This is a genomic window from Bacteroidota bacterium (genome assembly GCA_016714535.1).
Taxonomy (GTDB): domain Bacteria; phylum Bacteroidota; class Bacteroidia; order AKYH767-A; family OLB10; genus JADKFV01.
This window is the reverse complement of the sequence record JADKDR010000013.1, coordinates 124,250-141,309: the sequence shown is the minus strand read 5'-3', so window position 1 is coordinate 141,309 and position 17,060 is coordinate 124,250. Positions and strand designations below refer to the sequence as shown.

Sequence of the window (17,060 nt, the reverse complement as noted above, 5' to 3'; positions counted from 1 at the left end):
AATGTCTGTTCAAGACCGTGCGGCTGCGCCCTTTAGGGAAGGGGTGAGCGATGGCAAATTATTTACTCTAAAGTATTTGAAACAGGAAATTTAATAGAATTGAATTCAGTAGTAAGGATGTTATTAAATGAAATAATTTTTACAAGATTTTGCCACGGTATAATTGGTCAACCGGAAAAATCAAATCCCAATTCTTACCCCATACCACATTACCCCATTCAATTTTGAATTTCTTGAAGTTGCTAATTTTATTGTATTTATTGTATTGAGGATGAGGCTTCGTTTTTAAAAATTTCTCGAAATCCACTACCCGTACTTTCTTATCATTGAAGGTTAATTGCAATTTATAACCTTCTTTATATATGGCATCAATTATATTTATAATTTTCATACTCCTTTTATTTTCTTTGTTATTTTTTCAGATTTTATCTTCTTTTTCAAGATAAAGAAATCGTTCCACTTTTCTAAAATTTGCTTTTGATATACTGTACAAAATATTTTCGCATCGGATAACTGAGCTAAAGGTAGCTCCTTAAACCCTCTTACTTTTTTAATTTTTAATCCTACGAAAACACCATCTTCATAAATAAATGCTAATTTGTTTTGAAAGTCCTGATATTGTGCGTGTACATGAACTGGTAAGTGTTCATCGCTGTAAAACAAAAAAACAATTCCGAGATATTCATAAAGTTTTGGCATAGCACTTAAAAAACTTCCCACAAATGTAAAACAAAATCAAATTGAAAACCTATCGAAATATATATTACTTTTGGAATAAAGAAATCGTTATTTTATTTTAGTATGCACAACACCTGATTTAATATGAAAAAACACCTACGCTTACTCGCAATAATTTGTTTGTCGACCTGTCAAATAATACATGCACAGAAATATGCAAATACATGGTATTTTGGTAACAAGGCTGGTCTCGATTTTAATGACGGTGCGTCAGTTGCAATTACAAATAGCGCTATGGACCAGTTAGAAGGCTGCAGCAGTATATCCGATGACAATGGAAATATTCTTTTTTACACCAATGGATATACCGTATGGAATAAAAACCATGTGCCCATGGCAAATGGCACCGGACTTGAAGGTGATGAAACCACCACACAATCGGCATGTATAGTGAAGAAGCCGGGGGCTCGAATACAATGTACTATATTTTCACTGCAGGTCCAGAAAACTATGTTACAGGATTTCAATATAATATTGTTGATATGAGCTCCAATGGTGGTTTGGGGAGTGTCATTTTAAAAAATCAGATTCTCTACACTCCTACCACAGAGCGGATTAATGCAATTACTCATGGCAATGGCACTGATATATGGATATTATCGCATGCAAGCATCGGAAATGAATTTGTAGCTTATTTGCTTACAGCTGCCGGATTGAATCCTGTTCCTGTAATATCGAATGTTGGCCCAGTATTCAATACTGCTAATTTAAATAGTCTAGGTTATTTAAAATTTTCTCCTCAGGGTAATCGTGTTGCAATGGCTGTATATGAACCCGATTTTTTTTATGTTTTTGATTTCGATTCGTTGACAGGAATACTTACAAATCCAATAACGTTAAATTCTACAGGCTCTAACGAAGGAGCTTATGGAGTGGAGTTTTCGCCAAATGGTCATGTGTTATATGGCTCGTCATCAAATTTTGTCAAACTTTTTCAGTGGGATTTATCCTCTGGCAATTCGGTTACTATAAACGCCTCGCGAATTGATATACCTGCAACAACCATGGGGGGTTTCTCTTTAGGGGGCATACAACTTGCACCCAATGGCAAAATATATATCGCTCACAATACTAGCGATTGGTTGTCTGTGGTGAACAACCCAAACATTGTTGGGTTTGGTTGCAATTATGTAGATAGTGGAATATATCTACTAGGAAAATTATGTCAATATGGTCTTCCTAATTTGAACCAAAGTGCTTATCGTTCTATTGGTATCGAAAAGTTTTGCTTTGGCGATGCCACGAACTTTAGTGCAAATGATTCCATAAACTATGTTTCATTTGAGTGGAATTTTGATGACCCCGCATCCGGGCCACTCAATGTATCGTATTCGGCAACAACCTCGCATGTTTACACGTCCACCGGAAACTATACAGCTCAACTTATCCGGACAAATTTGGTGCCGCCATTCAGCGATACTACTTTTTATAATCTGACAATAAATGCCTTACCGGTGGTAAATCTTGGCAACGACACCATAGCTTGTGCAAGTTTGGTGTTAGATGGCGGTGCAGGTTTTACAAATTATTTGTGGAACAACGGTACAAGCACTCAAACCATGTTTACAAACAGCAGTGCAACGTATACAGTTACAGTAACCGATGCGAATGGTTGCATGGGAAGTGATGTAATTTTGGCGATAGTAAATCCTAATCCGCAAATTATATTCAATGCATTTGCGATGGACACACTTTGTAAAAATGCCGGCTTACAAACTATAAACCCACCAAACCCGCTCGGTGGCACCCTCACAGGCAACGGCCTCACCGGCCTCACCTTTGACCCAAGTGCTGTTGCCACAGGTTGGAATTACTTTTACTACGTATATTTGGATAGTAACAGTTGCAGCAATGCTGCAACGGATAGTGTGTGGGTTGACAATTGCCTGGGAGTAAATTTATTAGAGGGCAATATTTATTTCATGGTAGCCCCAAATCCCACCAATGATTTTATCACCATCACAACAAATTTGGCAAGTAGCAATTGTATAATTGCATTGCACGATATGCTGGGAAAGGAATTGCTAACTCAAAAACTAAATGCAACCAACACACAAATTAATCTGCAAGGATTGAGTGCAGGAAATTATTTGTTGAAGCTGTTTGATGAAAATAATTTACTTGGTGTAAAGCGGGCGGTGAAGATGAAATAAGAAGTTAAAAATGATAATTCAAAAGATAAGCTTGTGCAAAACCGTGCGGAAGGCTCCCCTTCAGGGGCCGGGGGTGCGCGATGGCTAAATTATTTACTCAGACTATTTGATTGTGAGAATTTGGTTGGTGTGAAGCGGGTGGTGAAGATGTGATTTATGAATCCATTTCACTACTTTACTTTACAATCGTAATTTGTTGCGAAACACTACTGCGTTGTCCGGTTACTTTAACAATATAGTTGCCGGCATATATTGTTCTTGCATCAATAAATGTATTGGTTGCACCTGCATTGATGCTACTTGTTGAAATTAATTTTCCACTTGCATCATATAATGCTACCTGCAATGCTTCGCGATTTAATCCTATTACTTGTATCACAATAAATTCGCTTGAAGGATTTGGCGATACTCGTACCATCAATTTATTTTCATCGTCATCCTTAATACCTATTGTTGGTGAATAAACGGTGGTTAGTTCGTTTACGACAGTTACCTTTCTATTGGCATGTACCCCATAAAATGTAGGGCCTACAAAATATGGATATGCCGAATTCCAATTTGAATCTACGGTAGCAAAATAACAGTACGTGCCCAAAGGATATTCAGGAGTAATACAAAACCTACCATTGTGTGTGTCTAAATATTCTTCTTGATTAGGATGTGCTATGAACTCATAATCTTCTTTAAAATAACCAAGTGGATACGTGGCACTAACATTGGGTCCGGCCGAAACAGTATTGCCATTGGGGTCGATATTACGTACAGTAATATTGCGCAATTGATAACCAGAGCGTATGCGCTCTATGCCACCTGTACCATTTGCATTTTTATAACCATAAGCTCCATAAATTGGAAACCCATCATACGCAAAACCAATAAGAGGCGAGTGCATTGCACTGTTTATTGAGTATAAACCATCCGCATCATATAAATTACATACGGTAGATAAAATATTAATATCCCACTTGAAGGCCGAAGGATTTTGATGATGATGATAATTGCCCATGGCAGGATGCGCTTTCGAACAATCGAAGCCATCCATCTCTGCAGGCACAGCATCTCTGTTCCAATCCATTACTACTCCCATTCCACCTGGACAGGGAGGATTACCGGGCCCTCCACATAGTGCGCTGGAATTGGGATTCCATGCCACGCCATCCCGATAGTCAAACATGGCTACACCATTAATTAATACACCAATATTACCCGGTGTGGTTGGGTTTGGTTGCCCTGTATTTTGCACAGGAGCTAACGGAAATTTGAAAATTGCATTCTGATTACTTGCAACCGAAGGGTTGCCATCTAAAAATGGGCCTGTTGGATAGGCCGGCACACCTGTAGTATGTATATAAACATTATTAGCAGAGTATTCAACTAACTGACAGTTTACTAAAATTCCATTTGATTGTGCAATACTATTCCCTGCCATATAGTAGGTGCCCGTTTGTGTAGTGTTTTGCAGCCAACTTGTTATGGCCGGGCTTAACTGCGCTTTGCATACGGTTACAATGGCAAACATTGCAATTAATAAATTCAATTTTCTCATCATGGTAATTTATTTTTTATCTATTTATTCATTTTATTTAATATTTCCCTGGGGAAATGGTATGAGCTATCTATTAAAAATTGCTTATCGCTTAAAGTTAGTAAAAATGCAATTAAATCTACCTTCTGGTCAGATGTTAATTGGATGGGATGGTTTAATGCCGACTCGAAATCATTTTTATTACTACCGGTGGTTACATAATGATTAATTACATCATTTAATTTTTTGAAACGTCCATCATGCATATAAGGAAATGTAAACTCAATATTTCTTAAACTAGGTACTTTAAATTTTAAAGAATCTGCATTTAGTTTTGTAATCGTGTATCTTCCATAATCATTCAACAACGAATCAATGGGTAAGCCATTACGCATCAGTTGGTTGTTTGTGAACAAAGGTTCGGTATGGCAACTGTTGCAATTATTTCTAAATATATCGTAACCACTTTTTTCCTGACTAGTAAAATTACTTTTACCAAGCATGACACTATCATACTTAGCATTAGCCGATACAAGTGTGAGCATAAATTGAGAAATAGCTTTTAAGGTTAGCTCGCCAGTAACCATCGAATCGCCATAAGCATCGAAAAACAAAGAGCGGTAGAATGCGCTTGTTTGCAACTTATCCACCACATTACTAATGTTTTCATCCATTTCGCTTGCATTGCTAATTGGTGCAAGTGCTTGCATATCCAAATGATTGATTGCACCATCGCGCATAAATTTATCATGCCATGCAAGATTAAACAATGCAGGCGCATTGCGTATTCCTATCTTATCATCAATGCCATGACTTAATGCATGATCTACATGGGCAAAGGCAGAATATGGTGAGTGGCAACTTGCACATGATATGGTATTGTTGCGCGATAAAATAGGATCATAAAACAATACACGTCCCAAAAATATTCGCTCTTTGGTTAATGCATTATTTACAAAATTATATACAGGTTTCGGAAAATGGGGAGGCACTTGAAACAAACTATCCTTAGCGAATTGAAAGGCACAACAAAAAGCAACTATAAGTAACAGAAAAAAAAGATTCAATTTCATTCTGCTATTACATTAAAAGATCTTGCTGCTGCTTGAGCCAACTGCACTGCCACAGGAGAAGGAGACATGATGTGATGTTGAGTTGCAATGTCTATCGCATTTATAAATGTTCCTATATCAAAACCAACATTCAATACTTGCTTGCAATTGACATCCAAACTTACAGGTTGTAGTGCATTAGCCGGTTTTAAATATCCTCCAATATGCAACTGAAACTCGCCATTCTTATATACGCTTAGTAAACTTTTTCCCTCGAGTTTAAAATTAATGTATCCACTTTGCCAAGTCCAATACATACCATTGGTAGGATCTAAATCGCCACCCAATGCTCCCGCTACATTGGTTATGCTATCTATACCAAGGTTGAAATTTATTTGATCATACCTTATTGTATCAAGCATTGTTACCTTGATTGTTGATGCGCCTACGGCCTTGGCATCTATTAAGTGTACACTATTTTTCTCTTCAAAAACCAAATTCCCTTTATGCCTAAACGTAATATTTGCAACATAATATTTTAAAACTTCAACTTGCAATTGGTCTTTGCTGCGCAACACTTGTGGTATCTCTGTTAATTGTATTTTATCCTTACCTAAAGTTGGCACAAAATTAATTTGCACTTGTTTGGTTTGAGCAAAAGCAAATGAGGTGGTTAAGACAATAACAGAAAATACAATCAAGTTGGAGATTCTCATTATACAAATTTGTTGCTCAAATGGTGTATCATTTTTCTGCGAAAGTAAAAAAAGCAATTCAACAATACGGAAGAAAGTAATGTAATTAATGACGCCTAAAAACAAGCTTTGCCAAGTATTAAGTCATTGGCTAGTGTAAATTTCAATAAACACTTTGAAAACATTCTTTAAAAATGAAGTCAACTACTTTTGGGGTTACATTAAGTTAACACCCCTAACTTTACTGCAATAGTAATAAGCGAAGCGGTATTTTGCACATTAAATTTTGCAAGCAAATTTTTACGATGACTATCAACGGTGCTTTGGCTTACAAATATTTTCTCCGCTATATCCTTATTGGTCAACCCTTGCGAAATGTATAGTAAAACTTCCTTCTCGCGTCTGGTTAGTGTAGGTATCGCGTCCGAAACAGGGGATAAATATCCGGCACCAATCTGCTTGCTTATGTATATTTTATTTTTCAAAACAGCTTCAATGGCCTCTTCAATTTCTTCCTTACCTGCACTTTTAATCAAATACCCCGATGCACCATTTGCTATCATTTGCGATACATAACTACGCTGTGCAAACGAGCTAAGTGCTATCACATGTATGGATGCAAATTCCTTTTTTATTTTCCTACACAGCTCTATTCCACTAATATCGGGCAAATTAATATCCACAAAAGCAACCTGTACCTGATTGCATTTTAAAACGGCAATTGCATCTATGGCATTGGATGCAGTGGCCACTAAACTTACATTGCTAATTCTTGCGAGCATATTTCGCATTCCTTCTAGTACCATTTCATGGTCGTCAACCACCATTATATTTATCATTGTGTCTTACTTCTCATTAATAGGTATTTCAATCATAACACTGGTTCCCTTGTTTGGTTTTGAAACGATTTCCATCTTCCCTTTCACATAATCAACTCTCGATTGTACATTGAGCAACCCGGAACCGTTGCCCGGTAACGAAGTGAAGGAAGAAACTTCAAATCCGTTGCCATCATCTTCAATTGTGAGATTCAAAATATTTTCGTTACACGAAATTTGAATAAAAAGGTTTTTTGCTTCCGCATGTTTAATGGCATTATTTGTTAACTCTTGCACAATGCGATACAGAACTATTTCTAACGATTTCTCCAATGATAGATTCGAACACAAATTCACAAATTGTATTTCTATCAACTTACTTTCGTTAATGCCCTGGCAATAATCATGAATTGCTTCGGCCAATCCCAATTGCAATAATGCTTCGGGCATCATATTGTGTGCTACTCTTCGCATTTCTCTAATCGCACTATCCAACTGTGCGATAGATTTTGTAAACAAGTTTGCAGCTTGTTCATGGATAATCATGTTTCCTTTCATTGCTGATAAATTTAATTTTACTCCGCTTAGCATTCCTCCTATTCCATCATGAAGGTCTTTGGCCATTCTATTGCGCTCAGTTTCTTGCCCCAATATCATGTTGCTTACCGCATCCATTTGTTTTTTTTGTTCTAGTTCCTTTATTTTTTTTGTTTGTATAATTTGTTTTTGTCTATAGTTTCTAAAAACTAAAATACCTATTAAGACTACAACAAGAAGGCATCCAACTAAAACATATAATCGAGTTGTCTTTTGCTTATAAGAAGCCGCTTGTAGTAACTTTTCTGTTTCGAGAAGTTGTATTGCCTTTGCCCTCCTTTCTGCCTGATATTGAGTTTCAATTTCATTAAGCCTTATCATTTCGTTCCTGGCCTGAATGCTGTCTTTAATTACTTCAAATTGTAGTAAATATTCATAAGCCTCAGCTGGTTTTTGCAATTGCATACTTGCAATTGCCAATTCTTTTAGAGCAAAACTTTGCTCACGTAACGATTGTACCGCTCGTGCAATTTGCAAATCTTCACTCAACAATGGCATAGCCTTTTGGGGCTGTTGCAAAGCAATATAAGAACGCCCGGCTGCAAGCAGCGCAACCATGCAGGTCTTGCTGCTGCGCGATTGTAATGCATAATCGCGGCCCTTAACTCCATCGTCTATTGCTTGCAAATAATTTTTTTGTAAGTAATTTAACTTGGCACTATATGCATAATAACGTGCATACATTTTAGGTATGTTCAAAGAATCGACCAGGGGTTTTATACCATGTAAAATTTGTGCGGCACTATCAGTGAAACCAGCACACATATAATCGTCAGCTAAATAAACATATGCATCGCCTAGGTTAAGATTTCTAATGCCCAAGCTAAGTTGTGCTTGCACACATTTATTATCATAATATGCTGCCTTTTTATATTGTCCCTGATTGGCAAACAAAGATGCCAGGCCGCTATATAATAATGTGAGAGTTTTATTTTTTTGAACATGAGTAAGTTTCTCTGCAATATCAAGCGCTTTTAGTTTGAGGTCGATAGAAGATACTATATAGCCCTTTTGCTCTTTACCGACCGATAGATTGCTCAACGCATTCACCTTGTTATAAAAGCAATCGTCTGTACTGCATTCTTGAAGGTGTCGGAGTGCCTCATTTGCACAACTATCTGAAGCATCGTAATTTCCAATGCTTAAAAAATAGCTAGACCATGTTATCAGCGTACTGCTTAAATAGAAATAATTATTTTTCTCTTTACTGATAATCATACTCTCACGCAATAACCTTGACGCCAAAACCGTATCGGAGCTTTTGATACAAATACTTGCAAGTACAATCCGGGCATTTAATGCTTCTATGATATTTGTCTTTTCGTTTGTAGTAATAAAAGTTAAAAGGGAGTCCTTCTCTGTAGATTGTGCAACAACATGAAACACGCCAATAAAATGGGCACAAAAAATTAAACTATACTTTATAAAGTTTTTCATTAGCGCCAAAAGTAATTCGTATCCAATTAAAAAAGTACATAAAACAAAAAATCCTGTTTTTAGGAGATAATCAAAAATCACCTTTTTACGGGATTGCTATCGCCTCCCCGAAAGTATACTTTTGACGCATCATTAACCAATTAATAGCTAAAATTATGATGAAAAGAATTCTAAACCTGCTGCCATTGGTAGCAATTGCAATGCTTGGCACTCAAGCAAATGCCCAATGGTCGCTTACTGGTAACGCAGGCACCGATACCATAAATAACTTTATTGGTACTACCGACAGTCGTGCCTTAAAATTTCGAACTAGTAACACGCAGCGCATGGTTATTAGCAATCAAGGCCGAGTAGGAATTGGCACAAACTCACCTGCCACGTTGTTAGATATCAATCCTGCTTCGGGAGGGGCTGCTGTGCAGATAAAGAGCAATACAGCAAGTGCATTTATCTACATGGATAAGAAAAATCCATCAGATGTAAACACAGTAAGCTATCGAACTAATGGCACAGCAAAATGGCAAACAGGCGGTATTAATAATGACAACTATTCGATTAGAAATTTTACCAGCAGCACCACCCCTCTCGTGATAACTCAAAGTGACAATGTGGGTATAGGTACGCTTAACCCAATTGCAAAATTGGATGTTAGAGCAGATAGCGCGAGAATAATAGTTGGTACTCCCGGAGCAACAGGAGGTGGAATATATTTGGGTAATACAAGTCATGGATTTCAAAGAGGATTTCCGGCCTTAAATTTCAACAATGATGTTGGATTGTATACTACTGCCGGAAATTTACATTTATCAACACATAATAATACAATTGGTGATTTTATATTAACGAGTAATGCTCAGGTAGGTATAGGTAACTCTAGCCCTTCTGAAAGATTGGATGTTACCGGAAATATAAAAGCAGCCGGCAATTTAATTGCAGATGGAAGTGCAACAAATGCCGGATTGGCCACTAGCAACAATGTGAAATTTGGTGGTATTATTTCTGGAGAATCAATTGGAAGTAAGCGAACTGCGGGAGGCAATATATTTGGTCTTGATTTTTTTACAAATAGCCTAAAGAGAATGGCCATTGATGTAAATGGAAATGTAGGAATTGGTGTTGATGTACCCACCGAAAATCTTGAAGTAAGTTCATCTTCGGCAGGAGGTACACGCAGTGTGCTAAGAAATACCGGTGCAGGTAATGTTGGTTTTGAATTGCGCTCCACTGCCACACCTTCTACGCAGTTTATTGATTTTGCCGATGGCGCTACCAACAACAATGCCCCTGATTACCGCAACCGTATTGCATCAACTCCTGCAAATTTATCTTTTAGTACTAACCTCAAATCGAATGCTATGGTTATTGGCAATAATGGAAATGTGGGTGTTGGAACTACCTCACCTTCCTTCCTGCTATCTGTAAATGGCCATGCATCGGTTGATGGTATTTTGTATGTGCGTAATTCATCTAATACATCCTTTCAAGGAAGAATACAACATACCGGATCGGCAGGCAACTTACATATCGATACCTATGGAGGTACAAGTGGATTGTTCTTGAATTATTTTAAAGGAGATGCAGTTTACATTGGTAACGGCAATGCGGGATTTGTTGCAAGTTTTCAGGCCAATGGCAATGTTGGAATTGGAACAATAACCCCTGGCTATAAACTTGACGTATGCGGAACGATGCGCGCTACCGAAGTGCGCGTAGAAGCAGGGTGGTGCGACTATGTATTTGATAGCAAATATAAGTTGCGACCTTTAAGCGAAGTAGAATCGTTTATTCAGGAACATAAACATCTGCCTGAAGTAACACCCGGAGCAGAAATAGAATCGAATGGCCTGGAGGTTGGAAAGGTTGCATCACAGATGATTAAAAAAATAGAAGAACTTACCTTGTATGCAATAGAACAACAAAAAATAATTGACAAGTTGCAAAAGCAAGTTGAAACATTGATGGTTACAAAATAATATTTATTGCAAACTAATAAAAAGAATAAAATGAAAAAGATAACGGCACTTATTGCGCTTACTATTTTTACTATAAAAGTAAGTTGCGCCCAAACTTCGGATAATTATGGTGTTGTAGCAACGCAAGTACAAAACATAGTTGGTGCAGGAGTGAAATTTGAACCAATAGAAATTTTTACTTCTTCACAAATTGCGCATACTGCCGAAGGGCAATACCTTCAGCTGAAAGTTGATGAAGCGAAATTACGGCATTTGCTTTTGAGCAAAAAAGAATTGATTGAATTGATTGTTCCTTCTTTTGATGGAAGCAATATGCATCTACTTTTATATCAACATGAAAAGACAGCAGAAAACTTCGAATCAATATTAATTAAAGGCGATGTTCGTGAACGTGCAGCAGCACCTTTATTCACGCTCTATCAAGGCATTATTAAAGGCGATATGAACTCTTTAGTTGCTATTACAGTATTGGAAGATGAAATTAATGGAGTAATCTCAAGCCGAGAAGGCAACATCAACCTGGGAAAAAATGCTATTGATAAATCAAGCTATGTATTATATAATGACAAGCAATTGCATTTGCCCTTAAATTTTAAATGCGGAAACAGCACTGATAGTATCATATCTTATACAAGCGAACAACTCTCCGGAAATAAATTAATGTCACTAAGCTATTGCCAAAAAATAGAATTCACATGCGACTATGATATGTATCTTCACTTTGGAAGCAATGCTGGAGCTGTTATTAATTATGTTATATCCCTATTTAATGTTGTTGGAACCTTATATAACAACGAAGGCATAAATATGTTTGTTAAACCTATAGTTACCTACACAACTCCGGATACATATTGCAGCACTAGCTCTTCATGCGCTTTGACTTCATTTAAATTAAATGGCTTTCTTGCTGGTGCAAATATATATCACTTGTTAAGTAGAGATGTAAATGGCAATGGTGGCAGAGCTGACCTGGGTTCGCTTACATGCGCTGCAGCTGCCTATAGCAATATAGACGGTAGCTTTAATGCCTTCCCTTCTTATAGTTGGGATGCCAATGTTGTTGCACACGAAATGGGACATAATTTAAATTCACAGCATACCCATGAGTGTGCATGGAATGGCAATGCTACAGCAATTGATAATTGCAATATCTATTGGGGTTCAGCAACTTTATTGGGTCCATTACAAAATAACTGCTCAGGGGCTTCAACTTTCCTTTAGGAACTGGAGGTTTCTGTTCAAATGGTCCATCACCTGGTTTAGGGGGGGCACTGTTATGAGCTATTGTCATGGTTGCTCTTCTATCGGAATTAATTTTTCGAATGGCTTTGGCTTACAACCTGGTAATGTAATGCGCAACTTTATTAATAATGCTTTATGTTTTTCCAATTGCAATAATGAATGTCTTTCAACCATCTATGTTGGTGCGCCTGTTTTATCCGGCAACTCTGCAAACTACAATGCATTCAATACGTTATACTCTGGCACCACGCTATACAACGGCAGCAATGTGACCTTTACTGCCACAAATTTGGTCTTGCTTAATCCCGGTTTTGTGGCGCAATACGGTAGTACACTGGTTGCCAACAATACTCCATGCACGCCTTTGCTAAGTTCTGAAAATCTTAAGAGGCACCTAGTAACTTCTGAACCTGATCTAAAAAACGTTGAAGTATTTCCTAATCCGTTTACTCACAACTTTGAAGTGCTATTTTATTCCAATACAAATGAACTTGCTACTATCAATGTGTACACTATGCTAGGAAACAAAGTGAATCTCGCCTTGACAAGACATCTATCGAAAGGATTGAATAAATTTTCGGTTGATGCTGAAAGTTTGTTGCCCGGTATTTACATGCTCGAAATTCGAGCATCCGAAAAATCAAAAATGATTAGAATAATCAAAAACTAACAAAAAAACACTACATGCCTATAGCCCTGATATTGTTATCAGGGCTTTTTTTTATGCTATTCTTACACTAAACCATAAGTAATTACATTAAAGTTATAATCGATTACAGAGCTGAGTGGGTACTAAGCTAAATTCGCAACCAATAAATTAATTTCTGCATTGCTTTTGCTCCCTGTTGAAGGATAGGCACCAATTAGCTCCACTGGTTTATAAATGCCTAACAACTAAACGCTGAAAAAAAGCAATAAAACACGTCCTGGTTGCTTAAAAATAAATAGTATTCTGTTAATTATCAAAAAGACTTATATTACATCACCTTAATAATCTCAACCCCAAAAGACACAAAAAAATAAGTACCTGATGAAAAAGCTCAAAACAAAACATTGTAATAAGATCCTGAAATCACTTCAAACATTAACAAGCAAGTATAGAATTAAGAAAACTTATTTGCGCATCCTACTATTAATTTCAATTAGCTTCATGTCAGTGCAACATACCCAAGCCCAATACGTAACCATCCCCGACACCAACTTTGTAAATTGGCTAAACGCCAATGGCTACGCAAGTTGCATGAATGGAAATATGATGGATACTACTTGCGGAGCGGTGTTGAATACTACAAGAATTCAATGCTATGCCAATAATATAATTGATATTACAGGGATTGAATATTTTGCTAATTTGGATACTTTAGTTTGCGAAAACACCCAAATTACTAACCTGCCTGCTTTGCCAAATACGCTGCTTTATTTACAATGCAATCACAACCAATTAACAAGCCTTCCTGCATTGCCTAATTCGTTGACTCATTTATCTTGCAATAATAACCAATTAGCAAGCCTGCCAGGATTGCCAAATTCTTTGATTAGTTTAGGTTGCATTACTAACCATCTAACAAGCCTGCCTGCATTGCCAAATTCATTGACTTATTTATATTGCTATTACAATCAATTAACAAGCCTGCCTGTATTTCCAAATTCATTGGTTGCTTTATATTGTCATAGCAATTATCTAACAAGTCTGCCTGCATTGCCAAATTCATTGACTTATTTAAATTGCAGTTATAACCAATTAATAGGCCTACCGGCATTACCAAATTCATTGGTTGCTTTATATTGCAATAATAACCAATTAACAATCCTGCCTGCATTGCCAAATTTTTTATATAATATAGATTGCAACGAAAACCAACTCGCAAGCCTGCCTGCATTGCCAAATTCATTGGTTGATTTAAGATGCAATGATAACCAATTAACAAGCCTGCCGGCATTGCCAAATTTTTTAACTTATTTAGATTGCGGCCAAAACCAATTAACAAGCCTGCCTGCATTGCCAAATTCTTTGACTTATTTTCTTTGCTTTGATAACCAACTAACAAGTCTTCCAACGTTGCCTGATTCTCTATATCGTTTATATTGTTTTACTAACCCCAACCTAACTTGTTTACCAAAATTAAATAGAATAGTCCATTTTAATTTTACAAATACTGGAATTCAATGCCTTCCGAATTACGGAGATATCACTATTAGCCTTCCCAATATTTACTCCTTACTTCTTTGCGATTTATTTAATGCGTATGCTTGCGATGTGTATTCGAATATTACTGGCCGTGTATTTAATGATACAAATGCCAATTGCATTTTAGAAAACAATGAATTAATATTTTCAAATATTAGACTTAACTTGTTTGAAAATGGACTATTATCACAATCAACTTACACCAATCAAATTGGCCGTTATTCCTTTGATACGGACTCAGGGTTATTTACTGTGGCAGTTGACACATCTTCTATTCCTGTGATTGTATCATGTCCAACTAATTTTTATGATACTGTTTATATGGCCCATAATGATTCAGTAGTTTTTGATAGAAATTTTGCTGTTGAGTGTAAACCAGGTTTTGATTTAGGTGTAAAAACTATTGTGATAGATAGCGGAATATTCTTCCCCGCCAATTTTGCCCATGTAAAAATACTTGCAGGAGATATGAGCAACCACTACGGCCTCCATTGTGCCGCAGGCACAAGTGGTGCAATGCAAATAATTATCACCGGCCCTACAACGTATACAGGCACAGTTAATGGTGCGCTTACACCGACTGTAAATGGCGATACACTCACCTACACAATTGCAGATTTTGGTTTGGTTGATTTTGATAATGATTTTCAAATTCAAGTGCAAACTGATACGCTTGCACAACTTGGGCAGCAAGTTTGTTTTGATGTAAATGTAACACCAACGATAGGCGACAACATTCCTGCGAACAATACACTCACACATTGCTTCACTGTTGTAAATAGTTACGACCCAAATTTAAAATCGGTTTATCCTGTAAATACAATTGCTGATAAAGATGGTAAACTCACCTACACCATACAATTTCAAAATACTGGCAATGCACCTGCACAACATATATATGTGATGGATACGCTTGATGCAGCGCTTGATGCAAACACGTTTGAGTTGTTGGCATACAGCGTGCAACCACAAGTGCAATTGATAGGTAATATTTTACGTTTCAATTTTCCCAATATCAATTTGCCCGATAGTACAAATGACGAACCCAATAGTCATGGCTATGTGCAGTTTAGCTTTAGGTTGAAAGATAGTTTGCCATATGGTACAAATATTAACAATACCAGTTTTATTTATTTTGATTTTAATCCACCTGTGCAAACCAATACCGTAACCGATACTCTTACCGATTGCGATAATTTGATTGCCAATGCATGGTTTGCAAAAACATCACTTTGCAAAAACGATACTTTGTTTGCTGCAATGGAATTACAATATCCATACAACAATATAAAATGGTATGTGGACAATGTACTTTCTGCAAATGGCGATTCGGTTGCCATTTCTAATATTGGCCTTGGTACACACATAATTAAAGTGGTAATAAAAACGCCATACTGTTTATCGAAAACATATTACAACATAACAGTAAACGATTTACCGCAACCTGCACTGGGTAACGATACAACAGCATGTGCAGGTTTGGTTTTAGATGGCGGCACAGGTTTTACAAATTACTTATGGAACAATGGCGCAAGCACACAAACTATAATTGCAAGCAACAGCGGAGCATATACAGTTACCGTAACAGATGCAAATGGATGCAAGGCGAATGATGTAATTGTGGCCACCATAAATCCCAATCCACAAATAATGTTTAACGCTTTTGCAATTGATACACTTTGCAAAAATACAGGCATACAAACCATAAATGCCCCAACCCCAATTGGCGGCACACTCACCGGCAACGGATTAATCGGTCTATACTTTGACCCGAGTGCAGTAACCAATGGCTGGAATTATTTTATGTACGTATACACTGATAGTAACAGTTGCAGCAACAATGCAACAGACAGTGTATGGGTAGATGATTGCCTTGGAATAAATTCTGCAATTGGAAATATTTATTTTATGGTTACGCCAAATCCAGCAAACGATTTTATCACCATCAACACAAACTTGCAAAGCAACAATTGCACAGCAACTTTATTTGATATTCTTGGCAAAGAATTGCTATCACAAAAAATAAATTCAAATTCCGCGCAAATTAATTTACAAGGATTGAGTGAAGGGAATTATTTGCTTAAAGTATTTGATAGTGATGTATTGTTAGGGGTTGAGCGGGTGGTGAAGATGCAGTAGTAAGTAAAAGCAATCTTCTTCGACCTACAGTGTCAAACGATCATCCACGCTTTTCGCAATGAAAGAGTAACGCATCTTGCCCATATTTTTCAAAGTCTGTTAGTTTGCGGCAAAATATTAAATGTACCTAAACGAATCGCACTTTAGCGATTAGCACAAATAAGAACCTAATAAAGAACAGTCAAATTTGGGAAAGTGCAAATATCCCTATTGCCTTGAACACAACATTACGACTTATGTGTTATGCTTATAAAATAAGCTCTAGGTTTTCTATATGTACAATTTTCACTCATTGCAATCTCGAAAGCAACATCCCTCCGTACAAAAGGATTGAACAACCATTACCCAAAATAAAAATTATTGCAAAAGCGCAGCTTGTCCTTTTGTTGCTTAGGTAAATATTTAGCTTGGTGAAGTGATTTTGGTTTTGTGTTTTTAGTTGACTGACAAAAATGATAGCCAATCTCAGTTGGGAAATTTAGAATAAAAGAAATTCGCCCACC

The 17,060-nt window shown here is 36.9% G+C and carries 13 protein-coding genes; 6 read left to right on the top strand and 7 right to left on the bottom strand.

Going from position 1 to position 17,060, the window contains the following annotated elements; genetic code table 11:
- Positions 1–139: 139 nt before the first annotated feature.
- Positions 140–391 (bottom strand): DUF2442 domain-containing protein, encoded by a 252-nt coding sequence (locus IPO27_16240; GenBank protein MBK8847988.1) that lies wholly within the window; start codon positions 389–391, stop codon positions 140–142.
- Entirely contained in the window at positions 388–720 is a 333-nt protein-coding gene (locus IPO27_16235; GenBank protein ID MBK8847987.1) for a DUF4160 domain-containing protein, read from the bottom strand. The genes IPO27_16240 and IPO27_16235 overlap by 4 nt, the downstream gene beginning before the upstream one ends.
- Before the next feature lie 102 nt (positions 721–822).
- On the opposite strand from IPO27_16235, the gene IPO27_16230 reads away from it, so the two are divergent.
- Together IPO27_16230 and IPO27_16225 are read left to right on the top strand one after the other, a co-directional pair.
- Positions 823–1,224: a hypothetical protein gene (locus IPO27_16230; GenBank protein ID MBK8847986.1), complete on the top strand. Its 402-nt coding sequence runs from the start codon at positions 823–825 to the stop codon at positions 1,222–1,224.
- The gene (locus tag IPO27_16225; protein MBK8847985.1) at positions 1,155–2,891 is read left to right on the top strand and encodes a T9SS type A sorting domain-containing protein; all 1,737 of its coding nucleotides are present in this window, start codon (positions 1,155–1,157) and stop codon (positions 2,889–2,891) included. Before IPO27_16230 ends, IPO27_16225 begins: the two co-directional genes overlap by 70 nt.
- Before the next feature lie 175 nt (positions 2,892–3,066).
- On the opposite strand, the gene IPO27_16220 is transcribed toward IPO27_16225, so the two are convergent.
- The 5 genes from IPO27_16220 to IPO27_16200 form a co-directional block, all read right to left on the bottom strand.
- The gene (locus IPO27_16220) at positions 3,067–4,440 is read right to left on the bottom strand and encodes a YHYH protein (GenBank protein ID MBK8847984.1); all 1,374 of its coding nucleotides are present in this window, start codon (positions 4,438–4,440) and stop codon (positions 3,067–3,069) included.
- A 17-nt stretch (positions 4,441–4,457) separates the two neighbouring features.
- On the bottom strand, positions 4,458–5,489 hold the full coding sequence (locus tag IPO27_16215; GenBank protein MBK8847983.1) for a cytochrome-c peroxidase: 1,032 nt from the start codon (positions 5,487–5,489) through the stop codon (positions 4,458–4,460).
- Positions 5,486–6,184: a hypothetical protein gene (locus IPO27_16210; GenBank protein ID MBK8847982.1), complete on the bottom strand. Its 699-nt coding sequence runs from the start codon at positions 6,182–6,184 to the stop codon at positions 5,486–5,488. The genes IPO27_16215 and IPO27_16210 overlap by 4 nt, the downstream gene beginning before the upstream one ends.
- A 200-nt stretch (positions 6,185–6,384) precedes the next feature.
- Complete coding sequence (locus IPO27_16205; protein MBK8847981.1) at positions 6,385–7,002, bottom strand: response regulator transcription factor; 618 nt, start codon at positions 7,000–7,002, stop codon at positions 6,385–6,387.
- Between the two features lie 6 nt (positions 7,003–7,008).
- A complete protein-coding gene (locus tag IPO27_16200) occupies positions 7,009–9,015 on the bottom strand; it encodes a sensor histidine kinase (protein ID MBK8847980.1) in 2,007 nt (668 codons plus the stop codon).
- A 155-nt stretch (positions 9,016–9,170) separates the two neighbouring features.
- Between IPO27_16200 and IPO27_16195 the strand changes: the two genes are divergently transcribed.
- The 4 genes from IPO27_16195 (at position 9,171) to IPO27_16180 (ending at position 16,557) form a co-directional block, all read left to right on the top strand.
- Positions 9,171–10,988 (top strand): hypothetical protein, encoded by a 1,818-nt coding sequence (locus IPO27_16195; protein MBK8847979.1) that lies wholly within the window; start codon positions 9,171–9,173, stop codon positions 10,986–10,988.
- A 30-nt stretch (positions 10,989–11,018) separates the two neighbouring features.
- Positions 11,019–12,209: a hypothetical protein gene (locus IPO27_16190; protein MBK8847978.1), complete on the top strand. Its 1,191-nt coding sequence runs from the start codon at positions 11,019–11,021 to the stop codon at positions 12,207–12,209.
- 55 nt (positions 12,210–12,264) lie between these two features.
- Complete coding sequence (locus tag IPO27_16185) at positions 12,265–12,900, top strand: T9SS type A sorting domain-containing protein (GenBank protein MBK8847977.1); 636 nt, start codon at positions 12,265–12,267, stop codon at positions 12,898–12,900.
- 480 nt (positions 12,901–13,380) lie between these two features.
- Positions 13,381–16,557 (top strand): T9SS type A sorting domain-containing protein, encoded by a 3,177-nt coding sequence (locus tag IPO27_16180; protein ID MBK8847976.1) that lies wholly within the window; start codon positions 13,381–13,383, stop codon positions 16,555–16,557.
- Positions 16,558–17,060: the final 503 nt, after the last annotated feature.

Bases quoted from the DNA above. Each gene is read 5' to 3' on its own strand.
- IPO27_16240 (MBK8847988.1), bottom strand. From the start codon at position 391: ATGAAAATTATAAATATAATTGATGCCATATATAAAGAAGGTTATAAA.
- IPO27_16230 (MBK8847986.1), top strand. From the start codon at position 823: ATGAAAAAACACCTACGCTTACTCGCAATAATTTGTTTGTCGACCTGT.
- IPO27_16225 (MBK8847985.1), top strand. From the start codon at position 1,155: ATGTACTATATTTTCACTGCAGGTCCAGAAAACTATGTTACAGGATTT.
- IPO27_16220 (MBK8847984.1), bottom strand. From the start codon at position 4,440: ATGATGAGAAAATTGAATTTATTAATTGCAATGTTTGCCATTGTAACC.
- IPO27_16215 (MBK8847983.1), bottom strand. From the start codon at position 5,489: ATGAAATTGAATCTTTTTTTTCTGTTACTTATAGTTGCTTTTTGTTGT.
- IPO27_16210 (MBK8847982.1), bottom strand. From the start codon at position 6,184: ATGAGAATCTCCAACTTGATTGTATTTTCTGTTATTGTCTTAACCACC.
- IPO27_16205 (MBK8847981.1), bottom strand. From the start codon at position 7,002: ATGATAAATATAATGGTGGTTGACGACCATGAAATGGTACTAGAAGGA.
- IPO27_16200 (MBK8847980.1), bottom strand. From the start codon at position 9,015: ATGAAAAACTTTATAAAGTATAGTTTAATTTTTTGTGCCCATTTTATT.
- IPO27_16195 (MBK8847979.1), top strand. From the start codon at position 9,171: ATGATGAAAAGAATTCTAAACCTGCTGCCATTGGTAGCAATTGCAATG.
- IPO27_16190 (MBK8847978.1), top strand. From the start codon at position 11,019: ATGAAAAAGATAACGGCACTTATTGCGCTTACTATTTTTACTATAAAA.
- IPO27_16185 (MBK8847977.1), top strand. From the start codon at position 12,265: ATGAGCTATTGTCATGGTTGCTCTTCTATCGGAATTAATTTTTCGAAT.
- IPO27_16180 (MBK8847976.1), top strand. From the start codon at position 13,381: ATGTCAGTGCAACATACCCAAGCCCAATACGTAACCATCCCCGACACC.